General features: G+C 46.6%; 10 protein-coding genes. 4 read left to right on the forward strand and 6 right to left on the reverse strand.

Annotated elements, in window-relative coordinates:
• Positions 1-19: 19 nt before the first annotated feature.
• Positions 20-1,117 (reverse strand): arabinogalactan endo-beta-1,4-galactanase, encoded by a 1,098-nt coding sequence (locus tag ACLI08_RS14065; protein WP_411429139.1) that lies wholly within the window; start codon positions 1,115-1,117, stop codon positions 20-22.
• Positions 1,118-2,173, reverse strand: a complete 1,056-nt coding sequence (locus tag ACLI08_RS14070) for an aldose epimerase family protein (protein WP_411429140.1) — start codon at positions 2,171-2,173, stop codon at positions 1,118-1,120.
• A gap of 106 nt (positions 2,174-2,279) precedes the next feature.
• Here ACLI08_RS14070 and ACLI08_RS14075 point away from each other — a divergent pair, with 106 nt between their 5' ends.
• On the forward strand, positions 2,280-3,278 hold the full coding sequence (locus tag ACLI08_RS14075; protein ID WP_411429141.1) for a GntR family transcriptional regulator: 999 nt from the start codon (positions 2,280-2,282) through the stop codon (positions 3,276-3,278).
• Positions 3,279-3,404: 126 nt separating this feature from the next.
• Here ACLI08_RS14075 and pbpC read toward each other — a convergent pair whose 3' ends face one another.
• The 3 genes from pbpC to ACLI08_RS14090 form a co-directional block, all read right to left on the reverse strand.
• Positions 3,405-5,789, reverse strand: coding sequence for a penicillin-binding protein 1C (gene pbpC / locus ACLI08_RS14080; protein WP_411429142.1), 2,385 nt, complete (start codon positions 5,787-5,789; stop codon positions 3,405-3,407).
• Positions 5,790-5,879: 90 nt separating this feature from the next.
• On the reverse strand, positions 5,880-11,381 hold the full coding sequence (locus ACLI08_RS14085) for an alpha-2-macroglobulin family protein (RefSeq protein WP_411429143.1): 5,502 nt from the start codon (positions 11,379-11,381) through the stop codon (positions 5,880-5,882).
• A gap of 371 nt (positions 11,382-11,752) precedes the next feature.
• Positions 11,753-12,193, reverse strand: a complete 441-nt coding sequence (locus ACLI08_RS14090; RefSeq protein ID WP_411429144.1) for a nucleoside deaminase — start codon at positions 12,191-12,193, stop codon at positions 11,753-11,755.
• Between the two features lie 95 nt (positions 12,194-12,288).
• Here ACLI08_RS14090 and ACLI08_RS14095 point away from each other — a divergent pair, with 95 nt between their 5' ends.
• From ACLI08_RS14095 to ACLI08_RS14105, 3 genes are read left to right on the forward strand one after another with little or no spacing between them, the layout of a single operon-like run.
• A complete protein-coding gene (locus ACLI08_RS14095; protein ID WP_411429145.1) occupies positions 12,289-12,870 on the forward strand; it encodes a hypothetical protein in 582 nt (193 codons plus the stop codon).
• 31 nt (positions 12,871-12,901) lie between these two features.
• Complete coding sequence (locus ACLI08_RS14100) at positions 12,902-14,677, forward strand: 1-deoxy-D-xylulose-5-phosphate synthase (protein ID WP_411429146.1); 1,776 nt, start codon at positions 12,902-12,904, stop codon at positions 14,675-14,677.
• Between the two features lie 56 nt (positions 14,678-14,733).
• The gene (locus tag ACLI08_RS14105) at positions 14,734-15,684 is read left to right on the forward strand and encodes a DUF3078 domain-containing protein (protein WP_411429147.1); all 951 of its coding nucleotides are present in this window, start codon (positions 14,734-14,736) and stop codon (positions 15,682-15,684) included.
• 175 nt (positions 15,685-15,859) lie between these two features.
• Here the strand turns inward: ACLI08_RS14105 and ACLI08_RS14110 are convergent, their stop codons facing one another.
• The gene (locus ACLI08_RS14110; RefSeq protein ID WP_411429203.1) at positions 15,860-17,200 is read right to left on the reverse strand and encodes a deoxyguanosinetriphosphate triphosphohydrolase; all 1,341 of its coding nucleotides are present in this window, start codon (positions 17,198-17,200) and stop codon (positions 15,860-15,862) included.
• Positions 17,201-17,254: the final 54 nt, after the last annotated feature.

Genomic DNA, 17,254 nt, shown 5'->3' on the forward strand with positions numbered 1-17,254 from the left:
AACGCCTTTACTGTTATTGCTACTGAAGCGTTTGTGCAAAGGCTCCCATAGCAGGCTCTGCATTGTTATCAAAGCCCCAAAGCGCCTGGTTTTCCCAGGTTGAGCCATCGGTAGCGGTAGTGCCTTTCCATGCCGTCCATTCGGCGCCCCAGTAACAAAAACCAAGACCCCCGGATGTAGTTTCCACCATATTACGTATGGCTTTTACAAATGCCAGTTGCCCATCGGGCGTGGCGGCATAACCCGGCACAAGCTGGCTGCTTTGCCCTACCACATTATTTGTATAGTCATTATAGCCCAGTGTAAACGGGTACGATGTTTCGGCAATAAACACCTTTTTGTTATGCGCTGCCCCTAACGACGTTAACGAACTTTTTATGGCCGCCAGGTCTTTACCATGCCATATAGGATAATACGACAGGCCTATGTAATCATAATCTACATTTGCCACCTTGTTAAAGAACCAGTCGGCACCGTTAGTACCGGCGTGGTGCAGCATTATTTTTACAGTGGGCGACTGCTGGCGTATTTTATCACTTATGGCATTTACCAGCTGCAGGTATTGGCCCTCGTTATTAGTAAGGTTACCGGCAGGGTACATAAACCCGTTGTTCGTTTCGTTACCTATTTGTATAATATCAGGTTTAATATCTGTAAGGATTTGCCCGGTATAGTTTACCGCGGCGGTCTTTAGGTCGGCAAAACTAAGGCTTGCCCATTCGGCAGGGATTTGCTGCGCAGAAGGATCTGCCCAAGTATCTGAGTAATGTACCGTAAGCCAAACTTTTAGCCCGGCGTTGTGCACGCGTTGTGCAAAGGTTTTTACCTCATTAAACGTGCTGTGCCCCGTAGCAGGGTTTTTCCATAAACGTATGCGGATGTAGTTAACACCGGCCTCTTTAAGCGTGGTTATGGCATCTTGGGTTACCCCGTTATTTTTGTATACGGCACCGTCTGCCTCTGCGGCAGGCAGGAACGACATATCTACAGCACGTACAAAACCCGTGTCCGGTGTAGGATCAGGAGCCGGAGTGCTGCTGTTATTGTCATCGCCACCGCACCGCACCATTGTGAGGGCGAGCAATGCGAAGGCAAAAAGTTTGTTAAACGTTTTCATTTAGTTTGTGAGTTTGAATAAAAATTTGGTTTTCTGTTCATAGGTTTGCCCCGGGTGTAATACCGCGCTTGGGAACTCCGGACGATTTGGCGCATCCGGATAATTTTGGGCTTCAAAGCAAATGCCGCTGTACCTGTCGTAATCAGCTCCTTCTTTACCTTGTAGTTGCCCAAAACAATTACCGCCCACATATATGTGTACACTGGGCTGGTTAGTAAACACGGTCATTTCTATACCGGTTTTAGGGCTGTACAGCCTGGCTGCTTCCCGGTTATAATCCTGAGGCAACACAAACGAATTGTCTATAACCTTAGGGCATACCACGGGTTGGGTTAAATCAAGAGGCGTGTTAGCCACGTCGTCATACCTGCCGGTAGGTATCCCCTCCTGGGTTACCTGCAGTATTTTGCCCGAGTTTACCTGTACTGTTTGCCTCTCTAACGATTGCGAATGTCCGTCTAAATTAAAGTAACTATGCTGTGTAAGGTTCAGCACCGTAGTTTTATCGGTTACGGCAGTGTAGTGCACCAGCAGTTCGTTATCTGGCGTAAGGGTGTAGGTTACCTCTACGGTAAGGTTACCCGGAAAGTGCTCTTCGCCATCGGGGCTGGTGTATGTAAATACTATACTTGGCCTTTCTCCGCCCTGTATGCGTTTCATGGTCCAGTAGGCACGTCCAAAGCCTTTTAACCCACCATGCAGGGTATTGCCATTGTTATTGGCATTAAATTTATAAACAACGCCGTTCAGTTCAGCTTCCGCCCGGCTGATGCGGCCTGCATAGCGGCCTATTATCGAGCCAAAGTAGGGAGCAGACGGAAGCCCGAACGACTGAATGTAGTTTTCTATACTATCAAACCCCAGCACTACATCTACCGCCTGGTCTTCATGACCCACTTTTAGGGAGGTTATTGTAGCGCCGTAATTAATAAATGTGGCTTCGAGCCCCCGGCCGTTGCTTAGGGTGTAGCTGAACACTTCTTTTCCGCTTGGCAGCATACCAAACGAATTCGTAACACATTTGGGTGTAAAATATGAAATAGGGGAATTTTCCATATTAATATTATTAATTCAACATCAAAAGTAGAAATAAATTCTACCCTACCATACCAGTACCCACCAGTTTTTGTATATTAGCCACCAGTTTAAAACGTTGTAGCTTATGAAACTCATACACATAGACAGTTTTCGCAGTTTACCAAAATACCGGCAGATAGTGCTTTCTGTAGAAACTGCCATAAGCGAAAAACGCCTGCGCCGCGGCGATAAGCTGCCCAGCGTAAACAAGGTAGCACTGGAATTTTCGCTTTCGCGGGATACTGTGCTGCTGGCCTATGAAGACCTTAAAAAGCGAGGTATTATTTATGCCCGACTGGGCAAAGGCTACTATGTAAAGAGCGAGGAGTTTACCCTGGAGCAACGGGTGTTTTTGCTGTTTGATGAGTTTAACTCGTTTAAGGAAGACCTGTACAACTCGTTTAAGGAAACCATGGGCAGCAGCGCACAAATTGATATTTTCTTCCATTATTTTAATATCGACGTGTTTAAAAAGCTGGTTAACGAAAACAATGGCGACTACAGCAAGTATGTTATAATGCCTACCACCCTGCAGGGCGTACCGGACATTATTAAGGCATTGCCCAAAAACGATGTGTACATACTGGACCAAACCAATGCCAGCCTTGCCGAATACCCATCGGTGCATCAAAACTTTGTTACAGATATGTATAATGGGCTTACAGCAGGCATAACCAAACTGCGTAAATACAGCAAACTGGTTTTAATTTTCCCGGCATTTAAACAGCCACCGGGTATGAAAGAAGGTTTCCTGAGGTTTTGTACAGATAATGATTTTGCCTACGAAGTAATTCCCGATTTTGAAAACCACAGCATAACCCCTGGCGAGGTATATGTAATACCCAATGACCGACACCTGGTAAATGTAATAGAACAAGCGCGGGTACAACAGCTACGAATAGGCAGGGATGTGGGTATAATATCCTATAACGACATACCGCTTAAAAAAGTGGTGGGCAACGGTATTACCACCATTTCTACCGACTTTACCGCCATGGGAAAAATACTCGCCGAGATGATTGTGCTACAAAAACGCGAGAGTGTAGAAAATGCCAGCAGGCTGATACAACGTGGGTCGTTGTGATTAACCACCCCGGCTTTCAGCCACCCCTCCGAAGGAGGGGAATGTTCACTCATATTTTCACAACTACAATTCCCCTCCTTCCGAGGGGTGCCCGTAGGGCGGGGTGGCAAAAATTCAAAAATAATATTATTCCGGCGCTTCAATCTTTATCGATCGCTTTGCTTCGTTACCCTGTTCATCAGTTACCGTGAGGTAGTAATTCCCGGTACCGGCACGTACCTGCATTTCATGAAACGTTTGGGTTTCGCCCAGGTAGTTGTTACCCAGGTACCAAAACAGCTTTGCTTTCGGGTTAGTATGCGCGGCTTTAAAAATCACAGGTTGCACCTCCCCGGCAAAATTACGTGTAAGGTACACCTTTCCGTTTTCTTTCGGGTAAATAAAATCCACATAGCTACCTGTACCGCCTTCGCAACCCGGCTTATACGGGGGTAACGGGCGGTAATCCATGTGTAGGTTTTTGTAGTACCACTCCATAACCGGTGGCAGTACAAACCAGGTTTTAGTTATCATATTGTCTATGCTTTCGCAACTGCTGTTTACACGGTATTGCCCTGTTGGGTCCAGCTGTACGGATTTATGGTATGGGCAGGGTTTGGTTTTACTACCGTTTAGCGGAATCCACTGTTTAGACACCGGGCAATGCTCCCCAGCAAGATGCCCGCTTACGGCACACACCTCAACTTCCTGAAGGTCGTTGTACGGGGGTGCAAACCATTTTTGCCTTGGCAACAGGTTAAACACATCAAACAAAATGGGAGCGGCACTACCCACCCCGGTAAGTGTAGGGCGCCCCTCACCCGAGGCATTACCTACCCAAACCCCCACCACATAGCGACTGTTAGTACCTATAGCCCAGCCGTCGCGACCGCCAAAACTGGTACCTGTTTTCCATGCAATTTCTAAAGACGAATCGTAAAACTTCCATGCCTCATCGCCTTCGGGGCGGTTTACTTCCTTCATGGCGTTGTAGGTACACCATATAGCCCCTGCCCCGGCATGCTGCTTCTGGTAGGTTTCTTTGCCAAAACTTCGGGTAACGGTATTGTCGTAATTCAGGTCGGCAAACTCATTGGTGCGGTATTTGGCCTGTGTGGCAGTAAAATAATTTAATGTAGACGTAAACCCGGCATAGGTGCGGCACAAATCCCACAGGTTACTCTCTGCACCGCCCAGTATAAGCGACAATCCATAATGGTTAGGCGACTTATTAATATTGCTCAGCTTAAAATGCTGTAAACGGTCGTAAAACCGGTATACGCCATACTCCTTAAGCATAAGCACCGCCGGTATATTAAGCGACCGCGATAAGGCACGCTGTGCAGGCACGGCGCCATCGTAAGTCATTTCATAATTCTTAGGGCTGTAACCTGCTATTTGTGTAGGTACATCGGCTACGAGCGTATTGGGTAAAAGTTCGCCTGCATCGAGCATCGACTCAAACAACAGCGGCTTTAAAATACTGCCTGTACTGCGGGGAGCCGATATAATATCTACATCTTTCTGGTGGTTTTTATCCGTTGGTGCATTACCCACATACGCTATTACATTACGGGTTTTTACATCAACCACTAAAATGGCGAGGTTATGCACCTCGGTTTGCCGGTATTCCTGGTAGTAGCGCGCTGCAATTTGGTTCACCCTGTTTTGTAACGCGGCCTTTACTGTAGTACGTACACGCTGCCCGTTTTGCTTTTTAGCCACCCGCTGCAATAAATGCGGTGCCACCTGTGGTAAATCAAACGGCTTTTGGGGCAAATCCTCCTGAAGCGAAAGTTCGTAAGTAGTCTTATCTATTACTTTTTCGTTGTACAGTTTTTTAAGCAGGCGGTCGCGCTTGGCGCGCAGCAGTTGCTGGTTTTTACCAGGAAAAATAAGGCTTGGGGCATTCGGCAAAACCGCAAGTGTAGCGGTTTCGGCCCACGAAAGCTGGTGGGGCTGTACGCCAAAGTACCGCCAGGAAGCCATTTGCAATCCCACTACGTTACCTCCGTAAGGCGCATGTGCCGCATAAAGCCCCAGTATTTCGTTTTTACTGTACCGAAGTTCCAGCCGGGTGGCAAGGATGATTTCGATAAACTTTTCAAAATAACTGCGCTTTTGGTGTTCCCTGCTCAGGCGGATAACCTGCTGGGTAAGTGTACTGCCCCCACGCACCACACGCCCGGCGTCATGGTTTTGTTTCATGGCCTTGACAATGGCTGCAGGGTTAAACCCCGGGTGGTGGTAAAAATGCTGGTCTTCAAAATACACTATGCATTGCCTGAATTTATACGGAACGCTATCCTGCGCCGGAAAACGCCACTGCCCATCGGCAGCAATACGCGCACCAAGCAGTTCCCCTTTATCGCTTTCTATAACGGTACTGTAAGGAGCGTTAAACAGCGTTTTCGGGAGGCAAAAATAGTAGCCCACCAGTAGTACGGTAAAAATACCCGACTTTATTTTGTTGGTTTTTATCCAATGCCAAATGGCACGGAAACCCTTTTTTGCTTTCTCTTTAATACTCATTGGATTGTGCAATCCTTGTTTTTCAAATCCGTATAAACATGGCATTTTGGGCGACATAGCTATACCGCCCCTCCAAAGCTATACTATTAATTACTTTACCACCTTAACCCACTGCCCTTTTGTCCTCGCCACGTAATTATTATCGTACATGGCTTCCGCCTGAACGCCCGGCAGGTAATACGTACCGGCATAACTGGCATTAAGCAATATCCTAAATGTACGGCCTTCCTGTGCTTTAAGGCTAAAGTAGAAGTTGGTACGGTCATCGCGTATATCAGTGTAGTCTGCTTTATTCTCGGCAAAGCTGCCAAAATCTGTAAACCTTGTATTTACAATTTCCCAACCGCTTGGTATAATTTGCGTCAGTGCAATGTTTTCTACCCTTTCGCCGCCACGGTTAGCAACCGTTACCTCAGCCACAAACTCGGTTCCCTGCGCTAATGCCGAAGGGTTAATAACCTTACCGGCACGGTCTTTAAACACTATACCTGTACTCAGCCCGCGTTGTTCGGTTTGCTCCTGCCCTACCGGAAGCACACCACTGTACACCACTTTTACATACAGGGTACTCTGCTTGTTATTGCGTAAGGTTACCTTGTTGTTTGCTGCTACATTCAGCACGCGGTCGGCAAAGGTTTTGGCTGTTTTTACATCTGCTGCCTTCCCGTTAGCGGTGTAACTTATGTCTATGCCCTTAGGCCCGTTATTCTGTGCAAACTTACTCATGCTGTACAGGCAGTACGCTGTAGTCTGGGTACTCATCCACTGGTTACTGCTCATTTGTTTGGCAAGCTTGGTAGCCAGGGTAAACGCACGTTCTTTTTCGCCCAAAATAATCAGGGTTTCCAGTGCCATAGCGCGGTTACGTTCCGGCGAACCATAGTAATAATAGGTATACTCATTGGTTTCATCAAGCACGCTTTGTGCCAATAGCTGTTGCCCCACACCTTTTTGCCCGGCAAGCGCATACGTGGCAGCAAGGCGAAGTTTTGCTTCGTTGCTTATTCCGCCGGTTTCGCGTAGCCTGTTCATCGCACTTAGGTCGGGCTGACCGGCTAATGCCAATGTATACAACCTATAGGCCTGAGCCAAATCGTTATGATATCCTGCCGAAAAACGCCAGTCGCGCGCCATGTTTCTTTGGTAGCGCAGCCAGTCTTTCTTCATGTTAAGCGGTAACACGTAGCCTTTCTTCTCGGCCTCTACAAGGAAATGCCCCGCATAGCTGCTGCCCCATTCATCAGGTTCAGGCTGACCCGACCAGTAGGCAAAACCGCCGTTACCCGTTTGAAAGCCCTGCAACCTGCGTATGGCCGCCGTAACGTTACCCTGTATTTTGTTTTTACGATTTTGGTCGATGTCGGCAATATCGGCAAGGTACAACTGCGGGAATACCGACGACGTAGTTTGCTCCACACAGCCGTGCGGGTATTGTATAAGGTAATCCAGCCTACGGTTAAAGTCGATGCTCGGGAACGACGACACCTCAAGCCTTGCCTTGTTGCTGCCGGGCACACCAAAAGGTTTCCAGTCGATACTTGCCGAAGCGCCTGGTTTAAGCACCAGTTCCTTAAAGCTGGTAGTAACCGGGTTAGGATTTACCACATCGAGCTCTACATCATAGCGCGTGCGCTCGCTACCGCTTGCGGCGGTAATGGTCACCTTACCTATACCCAGGGTATTTGGAACCTCAAGGTCAAAATACGCTACTTTTTCATCTGGTTTACTAAAGCTTACCTGCTGTGTAGCACTACCCACAACCTTAAGTCCGGCATTGGTTTTCACCTGAAGCGTAACATTCTTTATTTTATCTTCCATGGCAAATATGGTAACCGGCAGGGTTACTTTTTCACCCGGCGTTACTTTGCGTGGCAGCGATGCCAGCAACATAAGCGGGCTGCGTACCGGGGTGGTTTTTTCTACACTGCCGTATGCACTGGTTTTATCATCTGCAGCTACCACCATAGTACGCACCGAACCGACATAATTAGGCAGTTGTATGGTATGAGTACGGGACTGGCCTTTTTCTAATTTAAACGGCCCAAAAAACAGCACCACCGGTTTAAATCGGTTAGCTTTCTTGGCCTTGCCTCCGCCCATATCTTCATCGCCACCTATGCTGAATATCTGGTTTACCTTACCGCCATACGCACCTATTACCTGGTCGTACACATCCCAGGTTTTTACGCCCAATGCTTCCTTGGCATAAAACGCTTTCCAGGCATCCGGGGTTTTAAAACGGGTTAAATCCAGCAAGCCATCATCTACCACCGCTATGGTATACGTCATGGCATGCCCATGCTTTTCGCTTACCTTAACGGTAGTTTTTTGTTCCGGTCGCAGTACGTCGGCCATACTTATCTGCGGCTCAAGCACGGTAGTTTTATCTACAATTTCTATTGGCACTATACCATACAGGCGAATAGGCGCATCGTTTTTAGTATTGGCATGCGGTTGTAGCAGGGTTACGTTGACGTACACGTTTGGCGTAAGCGCGGCGGTTATAGGCACCTTAACCTGGGTTTCACCTTTTTGGGTCTCCGCCCAATAAGTTTTAACCACCTTACTGCCGTTTTCAAGCGAAATCAACGCGCGGCCACCCTCGCTTGATGGGATAGATATGGTAGCGGTTTCGCCCACTGCATATTTCTCCTTATCTGTTGTAAACATAAGCATGGCTGCTTCCTCGCCGGTTGTGGCACGGCTGCGGCCGCTCCAGTACGGATAGTCTATAAGCACACTGCCCCCCGCCGAGTGCCCGCCTTCTAAATCGGTTACACGGATAAGATAGTTACCCCAGGCCTCGCTATCGGTTTTAAAATAAAAACTTCCTTTACCCGAAGCATCTGAAGTAATTATTTGGCTAAACACCGGCGTATTACTAACGGCACTGCTGTAGGTAGACACATCGCTGTTAGCCGAATCCCACCACCAGCGCCACTCGGTTTTATACACTTTTACATCCAGTTTCCGGCTGGCGCGCGGCTTACCGTTTGCATCTACGGTAGCCACCTCAAAACGGTTACTTGTACCGGTTTCCAGCATACCGTATTTATTGCCCTTCGGCATACGCACACCCACATACGTATCGTAAGGCGAATAGGTAGCCGAAACCACATCAGTACTTACATCGCCGCCTTTTTCATAGGCTTTGGTAATAATGGCCGCTTTAAGCAAGCCCGGTGCGCGTACCTGTAGCCTTGGCTCTACGCTTACCGCAGCAAAACCATTATCATCTACCTTACCCGAAAATATGTTTACCTCCTCTGTGCTAAACGGCTGTGCAGGATCATCAAAGGAGTAGTTTGTGTAGTTTTTAAAGGCCGTAACCTGTTTCATAAACTTGGCCTGCATTTCTACCTTAAGCCCTTTGGCTACGGCGCCATGCAGCCACGCCACGTTTAGCGTACCGTTGTTTTGCTTGTTGGCAAAAAGCGTTTTACCATCAAAACTGTTTTTTATTTTGAGCCTGTTTGGCTTTATGGTTTCTATTTTAACGGCTTTATAAAAATGCGCCCCGCCTACAGACACCATGGCTTCCCAACTTCCGGTAGGCGCACCGCTTTGCGTAGGCACTACAAACACATAGTGGTTTAGTGCATTGCGTGCCTGTACCGCCTGGTGCATCAGCTTACCGTTAGGATCTGTAAGGCGTAATTTTACCGGATGTGTAGCCGGCAGCTTGCTTTCCTTGTCGTTTAGTATAAAGCTCAGGTACAGGGTGTCGCCGGGGCGCCATACACCGCGCTCACCATATATAAAACCTTTAAGCCCTTTTTGAAGCTCGGTACCATCTACCGGGAAATTACTTACCGATAGCGCATACCCTTCCTCAAGCTTTATGTAAGTAGTATTCTTATCTTTTTTAATGATGGCAAAATAGGGCTTTTTGTTGCTCTCCAGCATTAGGGTACCATCGGCACCGGTTTGCCCCGAAGCCACTTTTTGCTGCTGGTAGTTGTACAACGCCACGCTGGCACCACTTATGGTTTTTGTAGAAGTAATACTGGTTACGGCAAAAAAGAAACTGTTATTTTCTCCTTTTTTGGCAATAACACCCAGATCGCTTGCCAGCACGTTGGTTTCAATTTCGCGGTCGTAGTAGTACGAGCTGCTGCACGGGTTTTCGCGCTGGTCCCAGTCATAATCCTCGTGGTAGTAGTCGTTGTCTTCAAATTCGGTAAAATCATCCTGCTCTGCCTCATCCTCTTCGGCAGGCTCGTTAGACGCTACACCTTCGGTACCCTCGCACTTATAAAGCGAATACGATTTTCGCATCGACATCTTTATATGGTAAATTGCCCCGGGCTCCGGTTTTATAAGTTTAGATAAATCCAGCGCATAGGCATTCCACTTGCCGTAGTTAAGCAGCTTATTTGTGTTTAGGGTAAGCTTGGTCTTTGCTACAGGCAGCGCCACATCGCGCAGGCTATACCCGCCTTCGTTAAGGTTATTTTGTTGCAGGAACTGCATTACGTTACTTTCAAAAATACGGTACACCCGCACGTCTACCGCACTAAGGTTAACCGCCTCAAAATTCAGTTTCAGGTTACTGCTTGCCGGCAGTATGGTACCGTTTTTGGCAAAACGCACCTGTGGCATTAATTGTTCAAAAATAATACCCTGGCTAAACGGTACCTTGGTTTTATAGCCCTCGGTACTCTCTATCCCCGGAAACACCTCTACTTTAAACGCGCCGTTTAGCGGTTCGGCAAAGTATACCTTTAGCAGGTTACCTTCGGTAGAAAACGTAGGGTTGTTAACGGTTTGTACCGCTACAAGGCCACTAAAATCCTGGTCACGGCGCAGTGGGTCAGAGAAGTTAATCAGCAACGTTTGGTTATCGCCCTCTACCGCCTGCATGCTTATTACCTTAAAATTATCTTTCCCGGGTATGGTATATTCCATACTGCCTTCGGTTTCTATATCGTAGGGCTTGCCGTTCCATTTAATGGTTATATCGCTATCCTGAACCGGGCGCGTAATATTATCTATAACCAGGTTAAACTCGGTTCCTCCGGCTACCTCGCCTACCAGCTTTACGGGCAGTGCTTTTCCACCCTGTGTTGCGGTAACCAGTTTTGCCGCTGTGGCCTTATCCAGGTTATCTGCAGATTTAAGGGTGAGGTTTAAAAACTGCCTGTCGCGGTTGTAGCTTTGCAGGTCGTTTGGCGTTACGGTAAAATCCTGTTTCAGGGTTTTTACGTGAAATTTAAAATCGGCCAGGCTGTCGGGCACTTTGGTAAACTTAGACAGGTGCAGCGTTACAAAATAGTCGGTATCCTGCGCCAGCCTTTTTGTAGGGCGAAATGCCAGGGTATTGTTTTGCAAGAGCAGCACCTTACCTTCCGCCGAGGGCGATACGGTAAAATAACTGCTGCTTAGTTCCTGGTTTTCCTGCCATTCGCTTTTGGCAAACGCAAGCCCCACCAGGATGTCTGCTTTGGTGGAAACCACCCCCGAAGAAAAGTTAGTAATGTACTCACGGAATTGTGAAAAATCAGAGTCGTGCTCTGCGCCCGTTTTTTTAGTACAGGCAGTAAAGAACCATGCGATGGCCGCAAAGCAGCACACCAGTTTCAGCGTTTTCATAAAAGGCCGGTTTTAATAATAAGGTTTAAGTTAGTTAAATTTTGGTTCCCGGAAGATTGTTTAACACTTTAGTGCACGGGGATTTTTTAAGGAAGGGAACAAAATTGGGTGGTATAAACCTTAGAGGGTGCGGCCCGCAAAAGCAATACAGAACAACCTTGTGAACTTAATAAAAACCTTTGTGAACCTTGTGGTTATGCAACCCTCGTTTTTTTTGGTATAACAGCGTATACGCGCTAAATATTGTGTGAAAGTAGTAATTTTTTTTATTCAAAAACAAGCGGTTGTAAAATATTGTTTTTCAATGATTTTAAGCCCTTTATTTTTACTATAAAATGCCTTAAATAATTTACAGGAAAACAGAAACCCGGCTAACGCCTGCGTTTAAAAAAATCCTTCATAAGTGCGCTGCATTCTTCTTCCATAATACCGGTAATTACCTCGGTTTTAGGGTGGAATTTACCACCCATAGCGGTATAGCCGCGGTGGGTGTCGTGGGCGCCGTATACTACACGGCTTATCTGGCTCCAGTACAGCGCGCCGGCACACATTTGGCAAGGCTCTAACGTTATGTAAATGGTACAGCCCGTAAGGTATTTACCACCAAGCGAACCCGCCGCTGCGGTAATGGCCTGCATTTCGGCATGGGCGGTAACATCGGTAAGGAGTTCGGTAAGGTTATGGGTTTTAGCAAGGATGGTATTGTTTGCCACTACCACTGCCCCTACGGGTATTTCGCCTTTATCAAAAGCTATAAGTGCTTCCTGATAGGCCTTTTTCATAAAATACTCGTGGGTAAAGATGTTTTCCATACTGCAAAAATACACCTTATGGGTATATGTTGCTAAAAAGCATATTCTTAAAATAAACCTGCCAGATTGTGCGTTATATTGTTAAAACTAACCTCATGAAGATCTCCATACCAAAACCCTGCCACGAAAACTGGGAAGGCATGACCCCCGAAGAAAAAGGACGCTTTTGCGGCATGTGCCAAAAAACCGTTGTAGATTTTACAGAAATGGCTCCTGCTGAAATACGTCATTTTTTTAATGAGCATGATGGGCAAAAAATATGTGGGCGTTTTAGAAACGACCAGTTGGCACAGCCAACGAAACCACTTTTACCCGAAGCATTGGTAAACCGTATAGCCAGCCGCCCTATGGGTTTCAGGCAAATGTTTATTGTAGCACTTTTGGTGTGTATGGGTAGTACCCTGTTTAGCTGTAACAATACTAAAGTAGAGCCAGCAATGGCTACTGAAACACCTGTAGATACCACAGCTGCGGTTTCGCGCACTACTGGGATATCTGCAGTTAGCCTAGATACTAACGTAATAGAGGAGGTTAAGCCTAAAGCTATTGTCCATAAAAAAATAGCTAAAACAGAAGAGCCTAAGGAATTTCCTGCATTGATGGGCGAAGTCGTTCAAAATCCATCAGTAAAAGCACCTCCCGTACAGGGCGATACCATTGTTGTACACAAGCCTTAAAAGCACTTACAAAATATTGTAACTTTGCACCATGCAAAGCACGCTACTAAGCACCATTAATTCTCCTGCCGACCTCAGGAAACTCAGCCCGGAACAGTTGCCACAACTGGCAGCCGAACTGCGTGCGTTTATCATAGATGTAGTATCGGCTAAGGGTGGTCACCTGGGGGCCAGCCTGGGCGTGGTAGAGCTTACCATAGCGCTGCACTATGTGTTTAACACCCCAAACGACCTGCTTGTGTGGGATGTGGGCCACCAGGCATACGGACACAAAATACTTACCGGCCGCAGGGATGCTTTTGAAACCAACCGCAGGCTGGGTGGCATTAGCGGTTTCCCAAAACGTGATGAAAGCATATACGATACCTTTGGCACCGGGCACAGCAGCACTTCTATTTCGGCGGCGTTGGGTATGGCTATAGCTTCTAAATTGCAGGGCGATGTTACCAAAAACCACATAGCGGTTATAGGGGATGCCAGCATAGCATCGGGTATGGCGTTTGAAGGGCTTAATCATGCCGGGGTTACTGATGCTAACCTGCTGGTTATACTTAACGATAACGCCATAGGCATAGACCCCAGTGTGGGCGCACTAAAGCACTACCTTACCCAGGTAAAGGAAGGCCGTAACCCTAGCCAGAATAACATGATAAGTTCGCTTAACTTTGATTATACCGGGCCAATTGACGGGCATGATTTTGCAGCGCTTATCCGCGAGCTGCAACGCCTTAAAACCATAAACGGGCCAAAGTTCCTCCACATTACCACCACTAAAGGCAAAGGATTAAAACAAGCCGAAGAAGACCAGGTACGCTACCATGCTCCGGGTAAATTTGACAAGCTTACCGGAGAGGTTTTGGCTGTAGCCGAAGACCATCTGCCGCCAAAATACCAGGATGTATTTGGGCTAACACTTACCGAGCTTGCGGCACAAAACAATAAAATTATAGGCATTACCCCTGCCATGCCATCGGGCAGCTCCATGAAGTTTATGATGGAAGCGTTCCCAGAAAGGGCTATAGATGTAGGCATAGCAGAGCAGCACGCCGTAACCCTTGCCGCCGGTATGGCTACACAGGGCATAGTGGCGTACTGCAACATTTACTCTACATTTTTACAACGCGCTTACGACCAGGTAATACACGATGTAGCCCTACAAAACCTGCCGGTAATTTTTTGCCTGGACAGGGCGGGATTAGTAGGCGAAGACGGAGCTACACACCACGGCGTGTTTGATATAGCGTACCTTAATTGCATACCTAACCTTATCATTTTTGCGCCGCTAAACGAAACCGAGTTGCGCAACATACTCTACACAGCACAGCTTGGACTGCCGCACCCTATAGCCCTACGTTATCCGCGAGGGCGTGGCGAAGGCACTAACTGGCAACTGCCATTTGCCCCAATAGCCATTGGCAAAGCCAAACAACTAAAACAAGGCAGTAAAATTGCCGTGCTGAGTACCGGCACTATAGGCAACAACGTAACCAAAGCACTAAAAGGTTTGCCGAACGAAAACCTGTTTTCGCACTGGCATTTCGGGTTTATAAAGCCACTTGATGAGGCTGCACTGCATGAGGTGTTTTCTACCCACGAAAAAATTATAACAATTGAAGACGGAGTTGTTACAGGCGGATTCGGCACAAACATTAACACATTTGCCACCACCCACAACTACGCACTGAAAATCAAAAACTTAGGCGTAAGCGATGCGTTTATTGAGCACGGGTCAGTAGAAGAACTGCAACATTTGTGCGGAATCAGCGTTAAAAGTTTAACAGATGTTTTTAGTTTAGAACAAGATTGACAATTTTTGCATGATTTTTGCAAGAAATTGCAACCATAAAACACAATTAAAATACAATGAAGATAAAAGCCTGCCTTTCAGCATTGCTGTTTATTGCCTTCCTCCCAAAAAGTTTCGCCCAGGCCCTGATTACCACCACGCTACCCGACAGCATTTCGCATTGGGAGCAAACCAATAGTGTAGGGCTTGATATTAATGAAATAGCCTTTGTAAACTGGAGTGTGGGTGGTAACAATTCGGTTACGCTGCTGGGTAAGGGTAACTTTACACGTAAGTACACTAAAAAAAATGTAAACTGGCTAAACGAACTTATAGTGCGTTACGGGCACAACTCCCAGCAGGGGCAGGTACCCCGCAAAACCGATGACCAGTTTCAGTTTAACTCCACTTTTGGGTACAAGCACGACACGATTTCTAACTTTTACTATAGTGCCAAGTTCAACTTCAACACGCAGTTTGCTAACGGGTACAACTACCCTAACAAAGAGCACGTGATTTCGGCACCGTTTGCCCCGGCGTATATTTTCCTGGGTATAGGTTCTGAATATGTGCGCAAAGACTGGGGTTTTAATGCGTATTTTTCTCCGCTTACCGATAAAACCACACTGGTACTTAACCAATACCTTGCCGATAACGGCGCATTTGGGGTAGAAAAAGCCGTTCGGGATGCCGATGGAAATATAATAGTACGCGGTAAAAAATCGCGTACAGAGCTGGGTATACTGTTTACCAACCAGCTTAAACGACAGATTTTTAAAAACATAATGCTGGATAACCGCCTTACGCTGTATACCGACTACCTTAACAGCTTTGGCAATGTAGACGTTAACTGGCAGTTTAATATAGATATGACCGTAAACCAATACGTAAAGGCTAACATAGGCGCTAACGTTATTTACGACGACGACATTAAAGCCACCGAAGAGCGCGACGGCCAGGTGGTTACTGTAGGCCCTAAAATGCAGCTGAAACAAATGCTGGGCGTAGGCTTAAGCTATACTTTTTAATTTCAGATTTTTGAATTCAGATTTCAGATTGAACTACACTCGTGGTTTGATTATAGTTGAAAAAGATATGATATTCTTAGCCAAAAAAACAGACGCCATAAGTTTACTTTCTTATGGCGTCTGTTTTTATGTTTTGGTGTAGTTCAATCTGAAATCTGAATTCAAAAATCTGAAATCACCTACTCCCGGTAATGGTGTTATACAACAGTACGGCATTACCATCTGTAAGGGTACTTACAAAATGGCATATATGCAGCAGGCGTTCGTATACGGTCATTTTTTCGGTAACAAATTTTTCGGGCAGTAGTTTTAATATCAGCTTGTCGTAATTGCTTTCACGGCCTTCAAACTTATTGTTATAAGCAGAACAAAAAGCATCGAGAAGGGTATTTATAATACGGTAGCCCATTACTTCCTTTTCTACCACCTCACGGCTTTGGTAAATGTTTTTTACGCTCAGCTTTATAATATCTGCCATCTGCGCCGTGTAAGCCCCTTTATCGGTCAGCGCATACGGAAACTTGCCGGCAAGTATAGCCTCCTCATTATCCATAAACACGGTAACGGCATCGTTTATCAGCGCGCCTATGGCCAGTGCACGCAGGTAGCTTATGCGGTCTTCCTTAGTGGTAAGGCTTTTGTATTTTTCTACCTGTACGTTGTCTTTAACCAGCTTAATAAGGTATTCCAGGGCGTAGTCTTCAGAAATCAGCCCAAGGTTTATACCGTCTTCAAAATCTATTATGGTGTAGCAGATATCATCGGCAGCTTCTACCAGGTAGGCCAGCGGATGGCGCTCAAAGCCCACATCGTCGCCTGATTTGTTTCGTATAAGGCCAAGGTCTTGCGCCACATCCTGAAAAAATGGCTTATCGGCCTGGAAGAACCCGTATTTTTTATCGGCTATATCATTAGTAGGCTTTTTCGGCAGCGACTCTTTGGGATACTTCATAAACGCGCCCAGCGTAGCATACGATATACGCAGGCCGCCCTCTATGCCCGGGCGGGTAGCTGTAAGCAGGCTAAACCCGTTTGCGTTACCTTCAAAATCTATAAGATCCTGCCATTCTTTATCGTTAAGGTAGGCGCGGTATTTATAACCGTTACCTATTTTAAAATATTCGCCAATGGCTTTTTCGCCACTGTGCCCAAAGGGTGGGTTACCTATATCATGCGCCAGTGCCGCAGCGGCTACTATGGCACCAAAATCATTCATGTGGTAGCCATGCACTTCGGCAAGGTGCGGATGTTTCTCTATAATCCTCTTGCCCACCAGCCTACCCAGCGAACGCCCCACCACACTTACCTCAAGGCTGTGTGTAAGGCGGGTATGCACAAAATCAGTTTTGCTTAGCGGTATTACCTGTGTTTTATCCTGCAGGCTGCGAAACGCCGATGAAAATATAATACGGTCGTAATCTACCTCAAAACCCAATCGGGTTTCGTCTTGTTCCTTACGCAGCCTTTTGGTTGTATCGCCCTGTTTCTTTAAAGACAGTAGCTGTTCCCAGTGCATCATTTTTTATGGTATTAAGTATTAAGTACAAAGCATTAAGAGATATATCGTAAG

The sequence above is a fragment of the Flavobacterium sp. RNTU_13 genome (assembly GCF_046614455.1).
Taxonomy (GTDB): Bacteria; Bacteroidota; Bacteroidia; order Flavobacteriales; family Flavobacteriaceae; genus Flavobacterium.